18 protein-coding genes are annotated in these 19,573 nt (G+C 64.9%); 12 read left to right on the top strand and 6 right to left on the bottom strand.

What is annotated here, in order from left to right; all coding sequences use genetic code 11:
* The first annotated feature begins 1 nt into the window (after window position 1).
* The 4 genes from QF038_RS19095 to QF038_RS19080 all read left to right on the top strand — a co-directional run bounded on the left by QF038_RS19095 (window position 2) and on the right by QF038_RS19080 (window position 5,916).
* The gene (locus tag QF038_RS19095) at window positions 2–190 is read left to right on the top strand and encodes a hypothetical protein (RefSeq protein ID WP_307612280.1); all 189 of its coding nucleotides are present in this window, start codon (window positions 2–4) and stop codon (window positions 188–190) included.
* Window positions 191–313: 123 nt separating this feature from the next.
* Window positions 314–649, top strand: a complete 336-nt coding sequence (locus QF038_RS19090; protein ID WP_091420354.1) for an Lsr2 family protein — start codon at window positions 314–316, stop codon at window positions 647–649.
* Window positions 650–1,066: 417 nt separating this feature from the next.
* A complete protein-coding gene (locus tag QF038_RS19085; RefSeq protein WP_307612277.1) occupies window positions 1,067–3,559 on the top strand; it encodes an ATP-dependent Clp protease ATP-binding subunit in 2,493 nt (830 codons plus the stop codon).
* Between the two features lie 233 nt (window positions 3,560–3,792).
* Complete coding sequence (locus QF038_RS19080; RefSeq protein ID WP_307612275.1) at window positions 3,793–5,916, top strand: alpha/beta fold hydrolase; 2,124 nt, start codon at window positions 3,793–3,795, stop codon at window positions 5,914–5,916.
* Window positions 5,917–6,195: 279 nt separating this feature from the next.
* Here QF038_RS19080 and QF038_RS19075 read toward each other — a convergent pair whose 3' ends face one another.
* Complete coding sequence (locus tag QF038_RS19075) at window positions 6,196–7,656, bottom strand: amino acid permease (protein WP_307612271.1); 1,461 nt, start codon at window positions 7,654–7,656, stop codon at window positions 6,196–6,198.
* 228 nt (window positions 7,657–7,884) lie between these two features.
* Between QF038_RS19075 and QF038_RS19070 the strand changes: the two genes are divergently transcribed.
* From QF038_RS19070 to QF038_RS19050, 5 genes are all read left to right on the top strand, one after another.
* Window positions 7,885–8,394, top strand: a complete 510-nt coding sequence (locus tag QF038_RS19070; RefSeq protein ID WP_307612270.1) for an amino-acid N-acetyltransferase — start codon at window positions 7,885–7,887, stop codon at window positions 8,392–8,394.
* Between the two features lie 271 nt (window positions 8,395–8,665).
* Window positions 8,666–9,667 carry a dihydroxyacetone kinase subunit DhaK gene (gene dhaK / locus QF038_RS19065; RefSeq protein WP_307613531.1) on the top strand — a complete coding sequence of 334 codons (1,002 nt, stop codon included), beginning with the start codon at window positions 8,666–8,668 and terminating at the stop codon, window positions 9,665–9,667.
* Window positions 9,668–9,669: 2 nt separating this feature from the next.
* Window positions 9,670–10,302 (top strand): dihydroxyacetone kinase subunit DhaL, encoded by a 633-nt coding sequence (gene dhaL, locus QF038_RS19060; protein WP_307612267.1) that lies wholly within the window; start codon window positions 9,670–9,672, stop codon window positions 10,300–10,302.
* Window positions 10,299–10,994 carry a dihydroxyacetone kinase phosphoryl donor subunit DhaM gene (dhaM, locus tag QF038_RS19055; RefSeq protein WP_307612265.1) on the top strand — a complete coding sequence of 232 codons (696 nt, stop codon included), beginning with the start codon at window positions 10,299–10,301 and terminating at the stop codon, window positions 10,992–10,994. The genes dhaL and dhaM overlap by 4 nt, the downstream gene beginning before the upstream one ends.
* A gap of 90 nt (window positions 10,995–11,084) precedes the next feature.
* The gene (locus QF038_RS19050; protein WP_307612263.1) at window positions 11,085–11,264 is read left to right on the top strand and encodes a hypothetical protein; all 180 of its coding nucleotides are present in this window, start codon (window positions 11,085–11,087) and stop codon (window positions 11,262–11,264) included.
* Window positions 11,265–11,272: 8 nt separating this feature from the next.
* On the opposite strand, the gene QF038_RS19045 is transcribed toward QF038_RS19050, so the two are convergent.
* Window positions 11,273–11,764 carry a hypothetical protein gene (locus QF038_RS19045; RefSeq protein WP_307612261.1) on the bottom strand — a complete coding sequence of 164 codons (492 nt, stop codon included), beginning with the start codon at window positions 11,762–11,764 and terminating at the stop codon, window positions 11,273–11,275.
* An 87-nt stretch (window positions 11,765–11,851) separates the two neighbouring features.
* On the bottom strand, window positions 11,852–12,796 hold the full coding sequence (locus tag QF038_RS19040) for an A/G-specific adenine glycosylase (protein ID WP_373461597.1): 945 nt from the start codon (window positions 12,794–12,796) through the stop codon (window positions 11,852–11,854).
* A 177-nt stretch (window positions 12,797–12,973) separates the two neighbouring features.
* Between QF038_RS19040 and QF038_RS19035 the strand changes: the two genes are divergently transcribed.
* Window positions 12,974–13,660 carry a hypothetical protein gene (locus tag QF038_RS19035; protein ID WP_307612259.1) on the top strand — a complete coding sequence of 229 codons (687 nt, stop codon included), beginning with the start codon at window positions 12,974–12,976 and terminating at the stop codon, window positions 13,658–13,660.
* 77 nt (window positions 13,661–13,737) lie between these two features.
* Here the strand turns inward: QF038_RS19035 and disA are convergent, their stop codons facing one another.
* The 3 genes from disA to QF038_RS19020 all read right to left on the bottom strand — a co-directional run bounded on the left by disA (window position 13,738) and on the right by QF038_RS19020 (window position 16,368).
* Window positions 13,738–14,814 (bottom strand): DNA integrity scanning diadenylate cyclase DisA, encoded by a 1,077-nt coding sequence (gene disA / locus QF038_RS19030; protein ID WP_307612257.1) that lies wholly within the window; start codon window positions 14,812–14,814, stop codon window positions 13,738–13,740.
* Between the two features lie 261 nt (window positions 14,815–15,075).
* Entirely contained in the window at window positions 15,076–15,960 is an 885-nt protein-coding gene (locus QF038_RS19025) for a pentapeptide repeat-containing protein (protein ID WP_307612255.1), read from the bottom strand.
* A gap of 177 nt (window positions 15,961–16,137) precedes the next feature.
* On the bottom strand, window positions 16,138–16,368 hold the full coding sequence (locus tag QF038_RS19020; protein WP_307612252.1) for a hypothetical protein: 231 nt from the start codon (window positions 16,366–16,368) through the stop codon (window positions 16,138–16,140).
* Between the two features lie 274 nt (window positions 16,369–16,642).
* On the opposite strand from QF038_RS19020, the gene QF038_RS19015 reads away from it, so the two are divergent.
* Both QF038_RS19015 and QF038_RS19010 read left to right on the top strand, forming a co-directional pair.
* On the top strand, window positions 16,643–18,256 hold the full coding sequence (locus QF038_RS19015) for a peptide chain release factor 3 (protein ID WP_307612250.1): 1,614 nt from the start codon (window positions 16,643–16,645) through the stop codon (window positions 18,254–18,256).
* 5 nt (window positions 18,257–18,261) lie between these two features.
* Window positions 18,262–19,506, top strand: coding sequence for a beta-ketoacyl synthase (locus QF038_RS19010; protein ID WP_307612248.1), 1,245 nt, complete (start codon window positions 18,262–18,264; stop codon window positions 19,504–19,506).
* Window positions 19,507–19,573: the final 67 nt, after the last annotated feature.

The following is a 19,573-nucleotide window of genomic DNA, read 5'->3' as shown; positions in this document are numbered from 1 at the left end:
CATGGAGTACGTAGCTGTCCTGCTTCCCTCCATCGTGGTGGGACTGCTCTTCTGGTTCGCCATGAAAGCGATCTTTAATGCGGACAAGTCCGAGCGCCAGGCGGAGGCCCGGGCCCAGGCAGAAGCCGAAGCCCAGGCGGCAACTCCTGCGGAGCACACGGACCCCGAATCAAAAGATAAAACCCCCTAATTTCCTGCCTTTATCCCCAAGGATCATTAGGCGCTTTGACGCGTTGCCATAAAAAGAGTCATACTTTTTAGGAAACATCCTGCTTTTCTGAAAACCCGAACCTTTCCAAGAGGAAGTCTTTTAATGGCACAGAAAGTAAACATCATCCTCGTTGATGATCTGGATGGGGGATCCGCAGACGAGAATGTTAAGTTTGGCCTTGACGGGGTCAACTACGAGATCGATCTTTCCGCGGCGAATGCCGCGGAACTTCGCTCCTCACTGGAGCGCTTTATCGGCGCAGCACGAAAGGCTTCCGGCGGCAGCGGCCGGACTGCCCGGGCAAAAGCGCCCACCGGTGGCCGCAGCCACGATTCGGCCCAGATTCGTCAATGGGCCCGCGAAAACGGCTACACGGTTAACAGCCGCGGCCGAATTCAGGCTGAAATCCAGGAAGCCTACCAAAAGGCCAATTCCTAGTTACGCCGGCAGCTCACGTAATAAGCCCTGCTTCCTATTTGGGAGCAGGGCTTTTTCGGTTGCGGGACTCAAATGGGCGGCACCGGCCGCTAACCGCTCCTGGCGCCATCGGGGTTTTTGGAGACGGCCACGGAACCTTTCAGCCGGCGGCTTGCATCAAGGATCGGGACCTGGACGGCAGCGGCCGCGGCACCCCGGTTACGGCGGCCGTACCCACGGTGCGCGATGAGGTGACGCGCTCCTCCGTTCCCTCGACGGACAGGCTCCTTTGCCTCCCCATCGCAGTGGTGGAAGCGCCCCAAAGGGCCTGTTTCCAATATTCCGTGAACACTGCGGTTTCCCCCGTGGCGAACACGCTCCACAAGTATGGGCTGGCCACGTAGCATCAAAGTACGTCGTAGCTAGGAGTGTGGCGAAATGTTTGAGCGATTTACGGACCGTGCCCGTCGCGTAGTTGTGCTTGCCCAAGAAGAGGCACGCATGCTGAACCACAATTACATCGGTACCGAACACATCCTCTTGGGTCTTATCCATGAGGGTGAGGGCGTTGCCGCCAAAGCTCTTGAGTCCTTGAGCATTTCGCTCGACGGCGTTCGCGAGCAGGTGCAGGAGATCATCGGGCAGGGCCAGCAGGCGCCGTCCGGCCACATCCCCTTCACCCCCCGTGCCAAGAAGGTGCTGGAGCTCTCGCTGCGCGAAGCCCTCCAGCTGGGCCACAACTACATCGGCACGGAGCACATCCTGCTGGGTCTCATCCGCGAGGGTGAGGGCGTTGCTGCCCAGGTGCTGGTCAAGCTCGGCGCCGACCTCAACCGGGTCCGCCAGCAGGTCATCCAGCTGCTGTCGGGTTACCAGGGCAAGGAAACCACCGGCGCAGGCGTTGGCTCGGGCCAGCCCGAAGGCGCTCCGGCAGGTTCCGTGGTGCTGGACCAGTTCGGCCGCAACCTGACCCAGGCTGCCCGGGAAAACAAGCTGGACCCTGTGATCGGACGCGAGCAGGAGATGGAACGCGTTATGCAGGTCCTCTCCCGCCGTACCAAGAACAACCCGGTGCTGATCGGTGAGCCCGGCGTCGGTAAAACCGCCGTCGTCGAAGGCCTGGCCCAGGCGATTGTCCGCGGTGACGTCCCGGAGACCATCCGTGACAAGCAGCTTTACACCCTGGACCTCGGGTCCCTGGTTGCGGGCTCCCGCTACCGCGGTGACTTCGAAGAGCGCCTGAAGAAGGTCCTCAAGGAAATCCGCACCCGCGGCGACATCATCCTGTTCATCGACGAAATCCACACCCTTGTCGGTGCCGGTGCCGCCGAAGGTGCCATCGATGCTGCCTCCATCCTGAAGCCCATGCTGGCCCGCGGTGAGCTGCAGACCATCGGTGCCACCACGCTTGACGAGTACCGCAAGCACATCGAGAAGGATGCCGCGCTGGAGCGCCGCTTCCAGCCCATCCAGGTCAAGGAACCCTCCGTGGCGCATGCCATCGAGATCCTCAAGGGCCTGCGTGACCGCTACGAGGCCCACCACCGCGTCACCATTACCGACGGCGCCCTGGCCTCTGCAGCCAGCCTCGCCGAGCGCTACATCTCGGACCGCTTCCTGCCGGACAAGGCGATCGACCTGATCGACGAGGCAGGCGCACGGCTGCGCATCCGCCGCATGACCGCTCCGCCGGAGCTCAAGGCCATGGACGAGCGCATCGCCAAGCTGAAGATGGAGAAAGAGTCCGCGATTGACGCGCAGGACTTCGAAGGTGCAGCTGCGCTCCGTGACAAGGAGCAGAAGATGATCACCGAGCGTTCTGAGAAGGAACGCCACTGGAAGTCCGGCGGCATGGACGACATCTCCGAGGTGGATGAGGATCTCATCGCTGAGGTGCTTGCCAACTCCACCGGCATCCCGGTCTTCAAGCTGACCGAGGAAGAATCCTCGCGCCTGCTGAAGATGGAAGACGAACTGCACAAGCGCGTGGTGGGCCAGGACGAGGCCATCAAGGCACTGTCCCAGGCCATCCGCCGCACCCGTGCAGGGCTCAAGGATCCCAAGCGTCCCGGCGGCTCGTTCATCTTCGCCGGCCCCACGGGCGTCGGCAAGACCGAGCTGGCCAAGGCACTGGCGGAGTTCCTGTTCGGTGAAGAGGACGCCCTCATCACGCTGGACATGTCCGAGTACTCCGAGAAGCACACCGTCTCGCGGCTCTTCGGTGCCCCTCCGGGCTACGTCGGCTACGAAGAGGGTGGCCAGCTGACCGAAAAGGTCCGGCGCCGTCCGTTCTCCGTGGTGCTGTTCGACGAAGTGGAAAAGGCCCACGCGGACCTCTTCAACTCGCTGCTGCAGATCCTGGAAGACGGCCGCCTGACCGACTCCCAGGGCCGCGTGGTGGACTTCAAGAACACCGTGATCATCATGACCACCAACCTGGGCACCCGGGACATCTCCAAGAGTGTTGCCACCGGCTTCCAGTCCGGCACCGACACGCAGACCGGCTACAACCGCATGCGTGCCCGTGTCACCGAGGAACTCAAGCAGCACTTCCGCCCCGAGTTCCTGAACCGTGTGGATGACGTTGTGGTATTCCCGCAGCTCACCCAGGACGAGATTATCGAGATCGTGGACATGTTCGTTGGACGCCTGGAGAAGCGCCTCAAGGACAAGGACATGGGCATCGAGCTCACGCCCAAGGCCAAGGTGCTCCTGGCAACCCGCGGTTACGATCCTGCCATGGGCGCGCGGCCGCTGCGCCGCACCATCCAGCGGGAGATCGAGGATCAGCTTTCCGAGAAGATCCTCTTCGGCGAGATCCACGCCGGCGACATTGTCGTAGTGGACGTGGAAGGCGACGGCGACGACGCCAAGTTCACGTTCGCGGGCAACGCCAAGCCGCGCATCCCGGAAATCGCCCCGAGCGTCTAAAGCATCACCCGAAGGCCCCGCCAGCTCCCCGAGCAGGCGGGGCCTTCGCTTGTTAAGCTCCCCTGGCATGGTTCCGTGCTTTCATCCGTGGCTGGGTTCGCTCCGGCGCCGGACTCAACCACGGGAACGCACCAAAGCGGGGCGCCGGGGCCGAAGCGGACCTGGCCACGGAGACAAGCCCAAGTGAGCGTGGCGGTTGTGACGGGAAGCACAACTCGGGTTGAATCGGGGGCATGGCTAACTTGGAACCGGTGATCCCGGATGAGCGACCTTTGACCCCTTTTCACGATCTCGACCATTACCTCTCCATCCCGCGGGTTAGCGGGCTGGCTTTGAGCCCGGATGGCACACGGCTGGTCACTACCGTGGCCACCCTGAATGGCAAGGGAACCGAGTTTGCGACGGCGCTGTGGGAGCTTGATCCCGCCGGGCAGAAGCAGGCCCGCCGGATTACCCGCAGCACCAAGGGCGAGGCCGGGGCGGCGTTCGCAGCCAACGGCGACGTCTACTTCACCTCAGCGCGGCCGGATCCCGAGAGCCCCGAGGGCGACCCCGTCAACGCCCTCTGGCTTCTGCCGGCCAACGGTGGTGAGGCGCGCGTAGTGCTCAACCGCCCGGGCGGTGTGGGCTCCGTGCTGACCGCCAGGAACGCTGACGCCACCTTCGTGGCGGCCGAGGTCCTTGCCGGTTCTGCGGATGAGGAGGACGAGGCCGAACGCCGCAAGTCGCGCAAGGACAACAAGGTGTCGGCCATCCTGCACAGCGAATATCCGGTGCGGTACTGGGACGCGGACCTGGGGCCGGGGCAGCCGCGGATTTTCGCCGTCGAGCCTGGAAAAGAGCAGGAACCCGGAAAGCCCGCCACCATGGACGCAGCCGCCCCGCTGGCACTAAGGAACCTCACTCCGGAGGCGGGACCCCGGCTGCGCGAGGCCGAAACTGCCGTCAGCCCCGACGGGCGGACCATCTACACGAGCTACGCCAAGCCGCTGGCGAAGGCCGACAGCCGCTCGATCCTGGTGGCTGTCGACGTGGCTTCCGGAACCACCAACGTGCTACTGGACCATGAGGGCATGAGCTACTTCCCGGGCCCCGTGAGCCCGGACGGAAACACGCTGGTGGTGGTCAGCGAGAGCGACAGCACCCCGCACCAGGCTCCCCAGGTCAAGCTGCACCTCCTCAATGTCTCTGAAGGACTGGAGCCGGGAGCGGCCCAGCTGACGCCCCTGGCGCACGACTGGGACCGCTGGGCCAAGCCCGCAGCCTGGCTGCCGGACAGTTCCGCCCTCCTGGTCACGGCGGACGACGACGGCGCGTCGCCGGTTTTCCGGATCAGCGTCCCGGCCGCTGCCGCTGAAGTGAGTGTCACCCGGGTGACGCAGGACATAGCGGCGTACACGGACGTCGCCATCGCACCCGACGGGCGTCACGCGTATGCCCTGCGCAGTTCCTATGAGTTTCCGCCAGAGGCGGTGCGCATCGACCTGCAGACCGGGGAAACGACCCGCCTGCCGGCCCCTGCAGACCGTCCCGCCCGGTCCGGCAGGCTTGAACGGATCGCGGCCACAGCGGCTGACGGTTCCCGGGTGCCGGCCTACCTGGCGCTGCCCGACGGGGCGTCCGCCGAGTCCCCGGTTCCGATGCTCCTGTGGATCCACGGCGGCCCGCTGGGATCCTGGAACGCCTGGACCTGGCGCTGGAACCCATGGCTGCTCACCGCCAAGGGATACGCGGTGCTCCTGCCTGACCCGGCCCTCTCAACGGGTTATGGCCAGAACTACATCCAGCGCGGCTGGGGTGCCTGGGGTAAAACGCCGTTCACGGACCTGATGGCGGCCACCGACGCGGCCGTCAGCCGGCCCGATATTGATCCGGAACGCACCGCCGCCATGGGTGGCTCCTTCGGCGGCTACATGGCCAACTGGGTTGCAGGCCAGACGGACCGGTTCAAGGCCGTCGTGACCCATGCAAGCCTCTGGGCCCTGGACCAGTTCGGTCCCACCACTGACGCATCGCAATACTGGCTCAAGGAAATGACCGAAGAGATGGCCAAGGAAAACTCGCCACATCTCCACGTCGAAAAAATCAGCACCCCCATGCTGGTGATCCACGGCGACAAGGACTACCGCGTCCCCATCGGGGAAGGGCTGCGGCTCTGGTACGAGCTGCTGTCCAAGTCACAGCTTGCCGCGGACCAGGACGGCCGGACCCCGCACCGGTTCCTGTACTTCCCGGACGAGAATCACTGGGTGCTACAGCCACAGCACGCGAAGGTCTGGTACGGGGTCGTAGAGCACTTCCTGGCCCGGCACGTCCTGGACCAGGATGTGCCCCTGCCGGCCGAGCTGGGACTCTAGCAGCGCTTACCCCGGCTGTCTTGCTGAGTCCGGTTCGGAGGCTGGGACATTTACCGCGTGCTGCTCGTTCATCCCCACTGGCCCCCTAGCCTCGCAAGCTCGGCCAGGGAACCCTGCCAGCGTGGGCCCTCATGCACGCTCCATAAATGTCCCAGCCTCCGAGCCTCTTGCCTGGCGTCGCCCCGGGGCCAAACGCTAAGTCACTCACGCCGGCGCCTCTTGTCCGGAGTCGTCTGGGCGCACCTTAGGTCCCGGGCGTTGCGGCCTCTTCAGTTGGGGTTAGGGGGCGTCTTCCATTCTGACCAGGACGTCAGGTTTCCGCGTTTCTTTCTTTCCTCGGCCGTGTTTGAAGTGGAAGTAGGCGTAGCAGGCTGCTACGAAGGGGATTCCGAAGTACAGGGCTGTCGCCTGGGTGGGGTCGAAGCCTATTCCTATCAGGGAGATGACGCAGAGGATAAACGCGGCGATTGGCAGCAGCGGGAAGAGCGGTGCCCGGTAGGGGAGCGACGCCGTGTCCCCGCCCTCTCGGAGGAAGTTCCGGCGGTGGAAGAAATGCGCCGCCGTGATGGACATCCAGACGCCAACCGTGGCGAACCCGGCAACGGAGACCAGGACCAGGTAGACCGTGGTCGGTGCCACCACGCTGCTGATCAGCGAAGCCAGGCCGCCCAGCATGCTTACACACAGGGCAAGCAAGGGAATGCCGCGCTTTGTGAGATTCTGCAGGGCCTTTGGAGCGTGGCCTTCATCGGCCAGCGAAAAGAGCATCCGCGCGCAGGAAAACAGGCCGCAGTTCCCGGCGGACAAAAGGGCTGTGATGATAACGAAATTCATGATGTCGGCCGCGTAGGGAATGCCAAGCTGGGCAAAGACGGTGACAAAGGGACTTTGCTCCAGCGACGTTTCCTCGTAGGGCACCGTACCGGCGATAACAGCGATGGCCCCAACAAAGAAAATCATCAGGCGGATAACGGTGGTTCGCATCGCCTTTGGAATATTGACGGCCGGGTTGGCCGTTTCTCCAGCCGCCACGCCAATGAGTTCCGACCCTGAGAATGCATAGAAGACCGCAAGCGTGGTAATCAGGACGCCCGTAATTCCGTTGGGGAACAGGCCTTGGGGCGTATTGAGGTTTTCCCCAAGGAACGGATAGCCATTTTCGGCCAGCGGATGAAAGCCGAGCAGTGCTGCGCCGCCCAGGACAATCAGCCCGATGACGGCTGCGACCTTAATCAGCGCGAACCAGAACTCCGATTCACCAAAGACCCGGGAAGAGATCGCGTTCAGCGTGAACAGCACGGCCGCAAAAACGAGGCACCAAATCCAAACATCCACCTCCGGAAACCAGCGTTGCATCAGAAGGCCGGCCGCGGTGAATTCCGAGCCCAGGGCAACCGCCCAGCAGAGCCAGTAAAGCCAGGCGGTGGCGAAACCGGTAGCTGGACCTATCGACCTGGCTGCGTAAATGTGGAACGCACCGGACACGGGGTAGGCAACCGCCAGTTCGCCCAGGCAGGCCATCACCATATAGACCACCACGGCGCCGAGCAGGTAAGCGATGATTGCTCCGAGGGGCCCCGCCTGCGCGATGGTGTAACCCGAACTGAGGAACAGGCCGGACCCAATGACACCTCCCATGGCAATCATCACCAGGTGGCGGGCCTCCATGGACCGCCTAAGGCCCTGTTTCTCATGTTGTGCCAATGGTTCATCGGTCAGCGTGGGGGAGCCTGTGGCCATTTTTCCTCCGGGGTCGGGCGGCAGCACCTCTAGGGTGATGTGGGTAACATCCGCAACATTGGTTGTTCGCAGTCCGCGTCCGCAAACGCTGCCGGATGTGAGCTCCTAACTCTTCGCTATCTGCCCCGCTTCTCGCAGTTGAGGGCAAGCAAAACTTCATCTCAGCCGCCGTATGACGAAATCGGAGAGCTGAGTCGTGTAGGCAACCGCGGGAACTAGGATTGCTCTGTGACCGAGTCCTTCCATATCCGCCCTGCCCGCACCAGTGATGTGTCTGCGATCAAGAAACTAGTTGCGCCGCTGGCAGAGCAACGGATTCTGATGGCCAAGGAGACGGTGGCATACTACGAGAGCCTGCAGGAGTTCCGCATCGCCGAGGCGGACAGCGGCGACGTGATCGGTTGCGGAGCGCTCCATGTGATGTGGGAAGACCTGGCCGAGGTAAGGACTCTGGCTGCTTCCGAAGACTGGCGCGGTAAGGGCGTTGGCCACGTGCTGGTGGAGAGCCTGCTTGAGGAAGCCCGTGCCTTGGGTGTGGCACGCGTCTTTTGCCTCACCTTTGAGGTGGACTTCTTCAAGCGCCACGGTTTCGAAGTAATGGCAGATCAATCCGCCGTGGACCCCATGGTGTACTCAGAGTTGCTGCGGTCCCATGACGAAGGCGTGGCGGAATTCCTCGATCTTGCGCGGGTAAAGCCGAACACCCTTGGCAACACCCGCATGATCAAGTTTCTCTGACGAAGACCGCTCCGCCGAAAGCCTGTCCAAGCGCTGGCCGTCCCTGCTCTCCTGGCACCAAGAATACCCTTTGGGGCATCTGACCTGCTTGGTTTTAGTCGATTTGATGGATAAACTGGCTCCGGCCGGGTTGGGGGGCCCAGGGAAAGGGACGGTCATTGGGGGCTGTCCCTTTTCTGCGTCTGGGAGAATCCGGACCCTACCGCCCCGCAATGCGCCGGTAGTAGGGTCAGACTGTCATCCTCCAGGAACCATGCCCGGGAGCAACGCCATGAAAAAGCTCATCAACGACCCAAGATCGGTAGTTGAAGAATCGCTGCAGGGATTTGGCCAGGCACATCCAGAACTCGTGACCGTCAATCCAGACCCCATTTTCGTCACGCGCAATGACGCGCCGGCCAATGGGAAAGTTGGCCTGGTCTCCGGCGGCGGCAGTGGCCACGAGCCGCTTCACGCCGGGTTTGTGGGCCGGGGAATGCTCGACGCCGCTGTGCCGGGGGCGGTGTTCACCTCGCCCACGCCGGACCAGATCCTTCCCGCGACGCTCGCCGTCGACTCGGGTGCCGGCGTCGTCCATATCGTGAAGAACTACACCGGCGACGTCCTGAACTTCGAAACCGCGGCGGAACTCTCGGAAGCCGAGGGTGTGAATGTCCGCACGGTCCTGGTCAACGACGACGTGGCAGTCGAGGACTCCCTGTACACGGCCGGCCGCCGCGGGGTGGGCGGAACGGTGCTGGTGGAGAAGATTGCCGGGGCCGCCGCCGAACGCGGCGATGATCTCGACTCGGTGGCCGCCATTGGCGAACGGGTCAACAGCAACGTCCGCACCATGGGCGTGGCCCTGACGTCCTGCACCGTTCCCCACGCGGGCAAGCCCAGCTTCGACCTGGCCGAGGAGGAAATCGAGATTGGCATAGGGATCCACGGCGAGCCCGGCAGGCACCGGATCCCCATGGAGAACGCCGACGGCATCACGGACCGGCTGCTGGAGCCCGTGTTGTCCGATCTCGGCATCACCTCTGGGGACAAGGTGCTGCTCTTCGTCAACGGTATGGGTGGCACGCCGTTGAGCGAGCTGTACATCGTGTACCGGCGGGCCGCAAAGGTGCTCGCGGACCAGGGCGCTGCCGTCGAGCGCTCCCTGGTGGGCAACTACATCACCTCCCTGGAGATGCAGGGCTGCTCCATCTCAATACTGAAGCTGGACGATGAGCTCACCGAACTGTGGGACGCGCCTGTGCACACGGCGGCTCTACGCTGGGGCCTGTAGCCATGGTGCTGGATGTGAACTGGACGGTGAAGTGGCTGACGCTGTGCGCGCAGGCCATGGCGGAGCACCGGGTGGAGCTGATCGAGCTGGACCGGGCCATCGGAGATTCGGATCATGGCGAAAACATGGACCGTGGTTTCCAGGCCGTCCTGGACAAACTGTCCGAGTCACCGCCGGAAACCCCGGGCGCCGCACTGAAGCTCACGGCGTTGACACTGATGTCCAAAGTGGGCGGGGCCGCCGGTCCGCTGTACGGCACTGCGTTCCTGCGCGCTGCCACGTCCCTGGGTGACGCCGCCGAGATCGATCCTGCCGCCTGGGCCGGTGCCCTCACCGCAGCGCGGGACGGGATTGTGGCCCGTGGAAAAGCGGAGCCGGGGGACAAAACCATGGTGGACGCCTGGACGCCGGCGGCCGAAGCGGCAGGCAAGGCAGCCGGAAACGGCAGCACTGATCCTTTGACCGTCCTGGTGGCTGCCGCCGAGGCGGCGGAGGCGGGGGCGGTGGCTACTGACCCACTGGTGGCGCGGAAGGGGCGGGCCAGTTACCTGGGGGAGCGGAGCGCCGGGCACCGCGATCCCGGCGCGGCTTCCAGCGCCCTGATCATGCGTGCCGCGGCGAAGGCGGCTGCGTGACCGTCAGCATCGTGGTGGTGTCCCATAGTGAAAAGATTGCCGACGGCGCCACGGAACTTGCGGCGCAAATGGCGCCTGACGTCGTTATCCTGCCAGCGGGCGGCACCACTGACGGCCGGATCGGCACCAGCCTGGAGAAGGTCATGGCCGCCCTTGACCAGGTGCCCAACGGCGGTGGTGCGGTGATCCTCACCGATCTGGGATCAGCCGTGATGACCGCGGAATCTGCACTGGAATTCGTGGACAATCCCGCAGGTGTACTGCTGGCGGACGCGCCCCTGGTGGAAGGGCTGGTGGCCGCTGCTGTGGCAGCCCAGGGTGGCGCCGATGCACAGGGTGTCAAGCGGGCAGCAGAGTCCGTCCTTGGTCCCGCCCGGCACCCGGAAAGCCCTGGGATCCAGGAGGTGGCGGAAGGTTCCGTCACCGGTTCCGGGCCCGACTTTACCGGGGACTTTGAGCTCATCAACCAGGCAGGGATGCATGCGCGGCCGGCGGCCAAGATCGCCGGCGGCCTGTCGTCCCTGGACGCGGAAGTCCAGGTCAACGGCGTGGACGCCACCTCCATGACAGCACTGATGACACTGGCGGCGGGTAAGGGATCAGTGCTGCATGTCGAAGCCTGGGGTGCGGACGCCGAGCGCGCCGTGAACTACGTCGGCGGGCTGGTGCAGGCCGGCTTCGGCGAGCCGTAAGCCCATCCGGGGTGCCTGCACGAATCCGAATGATGGCCGGGCGGTGTGTTCGCAGCGCCGGAGCGGACTGCTGCGAATATGCTCGATGCCATGGAACGGCCCGACCTCGAAGACAACACCTCCAACATTGAAGTCCTCGAGGGGCAGACATCCGTTGAGGAACTCCTCGCCGACCTTGGCTTTGAATGGCTGCCGGAAGGAGCGGCGGGAGCCTGTCCCGAAGCTTCATCCGGGGAGGACTTCAGCCAGCCAGCCCTGTTTCAGCTCTAGTTCCAGTATCAGGGCTGTTCCCGCAGCCCGGCGGCGTCAAGGAGCACGGACGCAGATATGAACCGGCCGCACTGCTCGCCAAACGGGTAGTCGCCGCGCGGGCGGAAATCCAGGGACCGCACGGGCAGGGGTGATCCGTCCGATGCGGCAGCCGTTGCGGTGACAGACATGGGGGATTCGGTCAGGCTCTCCAGGAACAGCGTGGCGATCTTTGTCCCGTCCGGGGATGCAGTGGCCGAGCAGACCCCCTCCGGCGTGCAGCCCTGGTCGATCGATGCACTGCCGGGGCGTAGCTCCATGTCTTCTTCCTTGCACTGCCCGTCCTGGCAGGCCTTGACGTGCAGTTTCTCCACCTGCGGCGCATAGTCCGCCGCGACTGTGACCGAAAGAGCTGTGGCCTGGGCGATGGCCGGACAGGGGACCGCGCCAGGGCCCGGCCCACACGCAGTGGCGAGTCCCGCCGTCGTCATCAGCGCCAAAAGCAGCCCGCGCTTGCCCATACTTCAGCGTAAAGCCGGGCACCGTGCCTGCCTGTGGTCAGGGTTGAAGTGATGCAAACATCGTTATGGTGGCCCCCTCTGCAGGGTCTAACCGGGGAGCCGGTACCCGCCGTGCTGCACTTCGGCCAGGCCGTCGGCAAGCAGCCCCGCCAGCGCCCGCTCCAGCTGCTCCGGGGCGGAATTGAGCCTGTGCAGGGCTGCCAGGGGCACCCCGATCCCCTCCGGCGCAAAGCCCAGGTCCGTCGGCTCCCGCTGGAACATCTCCGCCGGCACCGGCCCCTCGGCCACGCGCAGCACGGCCATCACGGCTCCGCGGACCTGGCGGTCGGTGCCGTGCCACGCCTGTCCCTTGGGGATGTACGACGGCGGCGGCTCACCTGCAGCGCGCCAGGCACAGGAGTCCCGGACGGGGCAGTCACCGCATTTGGGTGCGCGGGCTGTGCAGACGAGCGCCCCCAGCTCCATAACCGCAGCGTTCCAGCGCACTGATGTGCCGTCGTCGTCCGGAAGGAGCTGGGCCGCGAGCCGCATCTCCGCGGCGGTCAGCGCCGGAGCGGGTAGCGCCACCCCGGAGACCATCCTGGCGTGTACCCGCCGGATGTTGGTGTCCACTACGGTTTCGCGGCGCCCGTAGGCGAAGGCCGCCACCGCCGCGGCCGTGTAACTGCCCACTCCCGGCAACGCCAGCAGGTCGGCGTAGTTGTCCGGAACCTTGCCGCCGTGCTCTTCGACGATGGCAACTGCTGCCGCGTGCAGCCGCAGGGCCCTGCGCGGGTAACCCAGCCGGCCCCAGGAACGCACAGCCTCGCCCGCGGGCTCGCCTGCCAGCCCGGCCGGGGTGGGCCAACGCTGCAGCCATTCACGCCAGACGGGCAGCACCCGGACCACGGGGGTCTGCTGCAGCATGATCTCACTGACCAGCACACCCCATGGAGAACAGGCGGGCTCGCGCCAGGGCAGGTCGCGGGCAATAACGGCGAACCACGCGTTGATCCGGGTATGCAACTCCTGCAGTTCCGGCTCCGAAGGCAAACGGGCAGGCGCGGCGGTGGTTAAGGCTTCAGTATCGATCCCAACACTGTAATGGATCAGTTTCCGGAGCCCGAAACGGGATATGGCCCTGCCGCCTGGCTGGATGTGACCAGAGCGATGGCCCTGCCGGCGGCGTGGTGGCAGGGCAGAGCGGCGGCCGTTCTCTAGCCTAGGAGGATGGGCGGGCAAGGCAATTCATCACGTGGCAGGACAACGGCATCCGGATCCAGCATGGTCCGCAAGCCGAGCCCTGCCGTGTACCGCCGGCGCCGGCTGTTCCTGGGTGCGGCCTTGCTGCTGGTGATCGCACTGGTGGTGGGCGGATTCTCCCTCGCCGGCGCCTTCAGCGGCGGGTCGGAACAGGCATCATCAACCGACCCGGGCGCCGGCGCATCCGCGTCCACTGACCCCTCCGGCCAGGCGTCGCCGTCGGCCTCTGCTCCGGCACCCACCGCCACGCCCTCACCCACCCCGACCTGCAACCAGAACCTGGTGACCGTCTCGGCGTCGACGGACAAAGCCGCCTACGGCCCCGGGGAAAACCCGATGCTGACGCTCAAGGTGACGAACGGCGGCACCGTGCCGTGCGAGGTGAATATCGGAACCTCACAGATGGAATTCCTGGTGACCAGCGGCGCCGACCGGATTTTCTCGTCCAGGGACTGCCAGGCGAAGAGCGAGGACCTGGTGAAGACCATTGCACCGGGGGCCAGCGAAACCGCCAACTTCCCCTGGTCCCGCAACCGCTCCGTCGAAGGTTGCCAGCCCGTGGAGTCCAAGCCCGGAGGCGGCGGCGCGTATTACATCTTCACGGCGAAGCTGGGCTCGAAAGCCAGCCCTAAGGCTGTTTTCCAGCTGAACTGACGGATTTCTTTCGCAAAACTGCTCCGTTACTGCGCTTTTGGCCGCTCAAAACGGCAGTTACCCGGCAGTCGATGGATTTAGAGGAAACGGTCCAGCAGGCTTGCTTCCGCCATCCGGCTGAGGCCTTCGCGTACAGTCCGGGCGCGCTGGTCCCCGATGCCGTCCACCGTCATCAGATCGTCGATGGTGGCGGCCATGAGGAACTGCAGGCCGCCGAAGTGGTCCACCAAGCGGTCCGCAACGGCTTTCGGAACCGCTTTGAGACCCGAAAGCAGGCGGTAGCCCCGAGGTTGCACCACGGCGTCCAGGTTCGCTTCGCCGCCGGCAAACCCCACGATGCTTGAGATCTTGCCCAGGTCGATCAGCTCCGTGGGACCCAGGTTCACCAGTTCGTTGACCGCTTTTTCGATGTCATCGGCAGAGGCGGTGGGGCTGGCGTAATCGCGGATGATCACATCGCTTCCGGGGCCGCGGCCCACCGTGAGCTCATCGAGCTGGAGCGACAGGAGCCGGCCGTCCTCGCCAAGTTCCAGGACGTACTGTGAAATTTCCTCCGAGATGCGGCGGACCATTTCCTGGCGCTGGAGGGTGACGGCGACATCCCGGACCGTGACCATCGCTTCGATCTCCAGTGCGGACAGCGAACTGGTGACCTGGTCCAGGCGGGAGCGGTAGCGCTCAAGGGTGGCGAGGGCCTGGTTGGCGCGGGCCAGGACCTTTTCAGATCCCTCCAGGACGTGCCGCAGGCCGTTCACGTACAGGGCGATGATCTGCATGGACTGGCTGACCGAGATAACGGGCACGCCCGTCTGGATTGCCACGCGTTCGGCAGTTCGGTGGCGGGTACCGGACTCCTGGGTTTCGATGCTGGAATCGGGGACGAGCTGGACGGCCGCGCGGAGGATGTTGCCGGCGTCTTTGTCGCAGATGATGGCGCCATCCATCTTGGCAAGCTCACGGAGCCGGGTGGGGGAGAAGTCGATGCCAATGTCGAAGCCGCCGGAGCAGATGGATTCGATGGTCCTGTCCATGCCCAGCACGATCAACGCACCGGTCCGGCCCCGCAGGATCCGCTCCAGCCCGTCGCGGAGGGGAGTTCCGGGTGCCACTCTGGCCAGGGTTGCCCTGAGAGATTCTTCGGGGCTCCGCGCCATTTAAGTGTGTCCCTTCAAAGGTGCGGGCCGGACGCCCGCAGGAATGCCGGTTTGATGCTCCGCCGGCAGGATCAAAAAATGCTCATTCTCCCGCAAGCTCAATGATAGGGGTAAGAACCGGCAACTTCCGCACGGGCAAGCCCTAAAGTGCCCCGTTAGGGGGCGGTGCCAACAGGCAGAAAATGGGTTCGACGGCGGGCGGCCGGGTGGGCATTTCGCGGATGGGTAAACGCCTCCCGGCCCCCTGCAAGGACGGTCCTTCTAGGGGCCCCAGTGTGAAGGGCTGGCAACATCAGGGGGCAAAAGCGTCCGGATATTCCCCTGTGCAGCATTGATTTGCGGTTGGGTCAGGAACAGGGCCCGTGACAGGTCGGCGCCCTCAAGCCTGGCGTTTCTGAGGTCCGCGCCCAGCAGGTCCACGGCGGTCAGATCACTGCCGCGAAGGTCCGCTGCAATGAGGTAGCTGCCCCTGAGGTCCGCCCCGCACAACCGGCGGGACCGCAAGTCCTTGCCGATAAGATCTGCCCCGGGCCTAAGATCCGGGCCCAGGTGGTCATCCTCGGCGGCGAAGTAGGACGCGCGGACTTCTTCACTGACGGTTATCAGCAGCGACCTTACTTCGGCGTGCAGCTCCTGGACGTCCAATGACAACAGCCCGTCCGGATCGCCGCCGACCGCCTTTTCGATAATGCTGCGGAGGATTGCCGCACGGCGCGAGGCCTCCGGATCAAAGGTACGCACCTGTGCCTCCGCCAGGTACCAGAGCATCTCGTGCAGTTGCCTGGCAGCTTTGAAGGCTGAAAACATTTTCCCCTTGGTGACCGGCCGCTCCAGCCAGCTTTCTCCGCCGAAGAGATCCTGCGACACCCGCTGACCTGCACCAAAGCAGTCAAACACCGTGCAGCCTTTGAACCCCCGGGCCCGCAGGCTGTGGTGGATGGTGCAGGAAAAGTCTGCGGCGAGGTTGGTGCACGGGGTTCCTGCCGCTTTGTCGACGGCAAAGTCGGCAGACCTGGTGAACCCGAAGGCCGTACAGCAAAGGGCAAAACAGTTGGCGCAGTCAGGATGGAGCGCTTGCCGGTCAGGGGCGGCCGAAGACGGCGTCTTATAGGGGGTTTGGGGGTAATGCGATGAAGGTTTGGGCATGTGATCTTCCAGGCGTAGGGATTCGATGTGGCCGGTCTTTGGGGGAACTGGAGTTCCCCGGGCGGGCGCACACAATCACCGCTCCTTCGAGGAGGAGCAGGCCGAAACCGCTGTTAGGGCTCTGGGTCACAGAGAAAAATGAAGTGTCACTGGGGTCAAGAATACCGCGGCGAAGCGTTAGCGCGCCCGCTCCCGCACCATCCGCTCCAGCTCCCTGCTGACTTTAACCAGGGATGCGGCGCGAAGTGCTTTTTGCTCGGCGGCCGTCTCCGTTCCACGCCGACGTGGCGGCGCGGCTGCACCATCTTCCGACTCATTGCCGCGGCTATGCGCAGATGGGGCGGGCGCCACCAGCCCTGAGGCAAGGGGATCAAAAAAGAGGTTGCCCGGGAAAGAGACACCGTGCATAACTGATCAGTTCCTTTCCCAGCGGGATATGGCGGTGCGGAGGGACATGGAGGCGTCGCTGGGAGTCATCATGCGGTCACGGTAGCGGGCACTCATTTCGAGGCTTTGAACCACTGGTTTCCGCGGCGTTAAGCGGACCCCCGGCGATTTGCCGCGCTGCGATAAACTGGAACTTGGCTTTCCGCCAGTCCGTTTCCCGGCCCGGGCCGCAGCGCCCCGGCGCACAGTGTCCGAAAAGCGCCCGGGCAGTCCCACCCGCAGCGAAAGTAGCACCGTGTCCCAAGATGTCCTCACCCCCGCCCGGATCTCGGAGATTCACAAAGAGGCGGGCCGTCGCAGGACCTTTGCTGTCATTTCCCACCCCGACGCCGGCAAGTCGACGCTGACCGAAGCGCTGGCCCTGCACGCGAAGGTGATTGGCACAGCAGGCGCCTCCAGCGGCAAGGCCAACCGCAAGGAAACCGTCTCGGACTGGATGCAGATGGAAAAGGACCGGGGCATCTCCATCAGCTCCGCGGCGCTGCAGTTCTCCTACCGGGACACCGTCATCAACCTGCTGGACACCCCTGGCCACGCGGACTTCTCAGAGGACACCTACCGCGTGCTGGCCGCCGTCGACTGCGCTGTGATGCTGGTGGACGCCGCCAAGGGCCTGGAAACGCAGACCATGAAGCTGTTCGAAGTCTGCAAACAGCGAAACCTGCCCATCATCACCGTGATCAACAAGTGGGACCGGCCGGGCCTGGATGCGCTGGCGCTCATGGATGAAATCACCGAACGCACCGGCCTGCAGCCGATGCCGCTGACCTGGGCCGTGGGCATCTCCGGCGATTTCCGTGGCGTCTGGGACCTGCGCAATGACCGTTTCGCCCAGTTCAAACGCAACAACGCCGGCGCCCAGATCGCCATCACCGAATACTTCACCCCGGAAGAGGCAGCTGAAACCCAGGGCAGCAACTGGTCCGACGCGGTGGACGAGGCCGGCCTGGTCATCGAATCCAACCTTGAGTTCGACGTCGAAGCCTTCCACGCCGGCAAGGCCACCCCTATCCTGTTCAGCTCCGCCGCGCTCAACTTCGGCGTCAAGGAGCTGCTGGACGCGCTGGTGGACTTCGCTCCGCCGGCGGCTGCCCGGCCGGACATAGAGGGAAATCCACGGCCGGTTGAGTCTCCGTTCTCCGGCTTCGTCTTCAAGGTCCAGGCCGGCATGAACAAGGCCCACCGCGACCATGTGGCCTTCATCCGCGTGTGCTCCGGCGTCTTCGAGCGGGGCATGGTGGTCACGCAGACCCGCACCGGTAAGTCCTTCGCCACCAAGTACGCCCAGCAGGTGTTCGGCCGCGAACGCGAGGTCATTGACGAGGCCTATCCCGGGGACGTGGTGGGCCTGGTCAACGCATCATCCTTGCGCGTGGGCGACAGCCTGTTCCTTGACGAACCCGTGGAATACCCCGCCATCCCGCTCTTTGCCCCGGAGCACTTCCAGGTGGCACGCTCCAAGGACCCCAGCAAATTCAAGCAGTTCCGCCGCGGCATCGAACAGCTCGAACACGAAGGCGTTATCCAGCTGCTCCGCTCCGACCTCCGCGGCGACCAGGCACCGGTGCTCGCCGCCGTCGGCCCCATGCAGTTCGAGGTGGTGGAGGACCGGATGGCGCACGACTTCAGTGCGCCCATGCGGCTGGAACGCCTGCCCTACTCGCTGGCGAGGATTTCAACGGCGGATGCCATGCCGGCGCTGGCCAACGTGCCGGGCGCCGAGGTGCTGTTGCGGTCCGACGGCAAGTACCTCGCATTGTTCAACGACGTCTGGGCGCTGCGCCGCATCGAAAAGAACCATCCCGACCTCACCCTGGTGCCCATCGGTACCCACAACCCGGCAAAGTAGGCACCGTGAACGCACTTCAATCCAGCGCAACCCAACCGCGCGCGCTGGTCACCGGCGTCGGCACCATCAACCCGCTCGGCGCATCAGTGCCTGAAACCTGGGCCGCGCTGGTGGCGGGCAAGTCCGGGATTGCGCCGCTCGAAGCCGAGTGGGCGGAACAGCTGCCGGTGAAAATGGCCGGCCAGGTCACTGCGGACCTCAATGAACACCTGAGCACCCGCGAGATGAAGCGCATGGACCGGTGCGGCCAGCTGGCACTGATCGCGGCCCGGGAAGCCTGGAAGCAGGCCGGCGCCCCCGATGTTGACCCGGAGCGATTTGCCGTGGTGATCGGCTCGGCTTACGGCGGGCTGGGCTCCACCCTGGAACAGGACCGGACGCTCGCGGCATCAGGCCCGCGCAAGGTTTCCCCGCACACCCTCACCCGCCTGATGCTGAACGGCCCGGCCGCCTGGGTGTCCATCGATCTCGGCGCCCGCGGCGGCGCGCGGACTCCCGTCAGCGCCTGCGCCTCCGGGGCTGAGGCGATTGTCCAGGCAGCCGAGATGATCCGCTCCGGTGCTGCCGACGTCGTGATAGCAGGCGGCGTGGACGCCTCCGTGAACGACCTTGTGGTCACCGGCTTCTCGCAGATCCGGGCGCTGTCCACCCGCAATGATGATCCGCAGCGCGCGTCCCGGCCGTTCGACGGCGGCCGGGACGGCTTTGTGCTCGCGGAGGGGGCCGGCGTGGTGGTACTCGAGAGCGAAGCTCACGCCCGAGCCCGCGGGGCAGCGGTGCTGGGGGCAGTGGCCGGGGGAGCGGTGACCTCCGACGCAAACGACATTGTGGCCGCCGATCCTGCCATGCAGCGGCGCGTGATGCAGAAGGCACTCGAATCCGCCGGGCTGCAAGCGGAAGACATCGGTTTTGTGCACGCCCATGCCACGTCCACCCCGGTGGGCGACCGGCTCGAGGGCCAGGCCATCAACGCGATTTTCGGTGCCGGCATCCCGGTGACCTCCACCAAGGGGCATACGGGCCATCTGCTGGGCGGCGCCGGAGCCCTGGCTGCCGTTGTGGTGGTGGAGGCCCTGCGGACCGGAATGCTGCCGGGGACCCTCAACGTGGAGGCATTGGACCCCGAGGTGGAGCTGAACGTCGTCACCGAAGACGTCCGCCATCTCCAGCCGGGTACTCCCTCCGCCGGGCTGGTGAACGCCTTCGGTTTCGGCGGGCACAGCGTTGCCCTGGTGATCACGGGCTCGTAGCCGCAATCGCCGGGGCCGGTTTCTGCCCGGGACGCCGGAACGGTGCGGTGACGCCTGAACGCTACAG

Source organism: Pseudarthrobacter sp. W1I19, from assembly GCF_030817835.1.
Taxonomy (GTDB): Bacteria; Actinomycetota; Actinomycetes; order Actinomycetales; family Micrococcaceae; genus Arthrobacter.
Note: the sequence above shows the minus strand (reverse complement) of the source record. Positions and strands in the feature narration are given on the sequence as shown.

Excerpts from the sequence above, each read along its gene's own strand:
- QF038_RS19090 (WP_091420354.1), top strand. The coding sequence starts at position 314 with ATGGCACAGAAAGTAAACATCATCCTCGTTGATGATCTGGATGGGGGA.
- QF038_RS19035 (WP_307612259.1), top strand. The coding sequence starts at position 12,974 with ATGGGCGGGCAAGGCAATTCATCACGTGGCAGGACAACGGCATCCGGA.
- QF038_RS19075 (WP_307612271.1), bottom strand. The coding sequence starts at position 7,656 with ATGGCCACAGGCTCCCCCACGCTGACCGATGAACCATTGGCACAACAT.
- QF038_RS19020 (WP_307612252.1), bottom strand. The coding sequence starts at position 16,368 with ATGCACGGTGTCTCTTTCCCGGGCAACCTCTTTTTTGATCCCCTTGCC.
- QF038_RS19080 (WP_307612275.1), top strand. The coding sequence starts at position 3,793 with ATGGCTAACTTGGAACCGGTGATCCCGGATGAGCGACCTTTGACCCCT.
- QF038_RS19085 (WP_307612277.1), top strand. The coding sequence starts at position 1,067 with ATGTTTGAGCGATTTACGGACCGTGCCCGTCGCGTAGTTGTGCTTGCC.
- QF038_RS19050 (WP_307612263.1), top strand. The coding sequence starts at position 11,085 with ATGGAACGGCCCGACCTCGAAGACAACACCTCCAACATTGAAGTCCTC.
- QF038_RS19025 (WP_307612255.1), bottom strand. The coding sequence starts at position 15,960 with ATGCCCAAACCTTCATCGCATTACCCCCAAACCCCCTATAAGACGCCG.
- dhaL (WP_307612267.1), top strand. The coding sequence starts at position 9,670 with ATGGTGCTGGATGTGAACTGGACGGTGAAGTGGCTGACGCTGTGCGCG.
- disA (WP_307612257.1), bottom strand. The coding sequence starts at position 14,814 with ATGGCGCGGAGCCCCGAAGAATCTCTCAGGGCAACCCTGGCCAGAGTG.
- QF038_RS19095 (WP_307612280.1), top strand. The coding sequence starts at position 2 with ATGGAGTACGTAGCTGTCCTGCTTCCCTCCATCGTGGTGGGACTGCTC.
- QF038_RS19045 (WP_307612261.1), bottom strand. The coding sequence starts at position 11,764 with ATGGGCAAGCGCGGGCTGCTTTTGGCGCTGATGACGACGGCGGGACTC.
- dhaK (WP_307613531.1), top strand. The coding sequence starts at position 8,666 with ATGAAAAAGCTCATCAACGACCCAAGATCGGTAGTTGAAGAATCGCTG.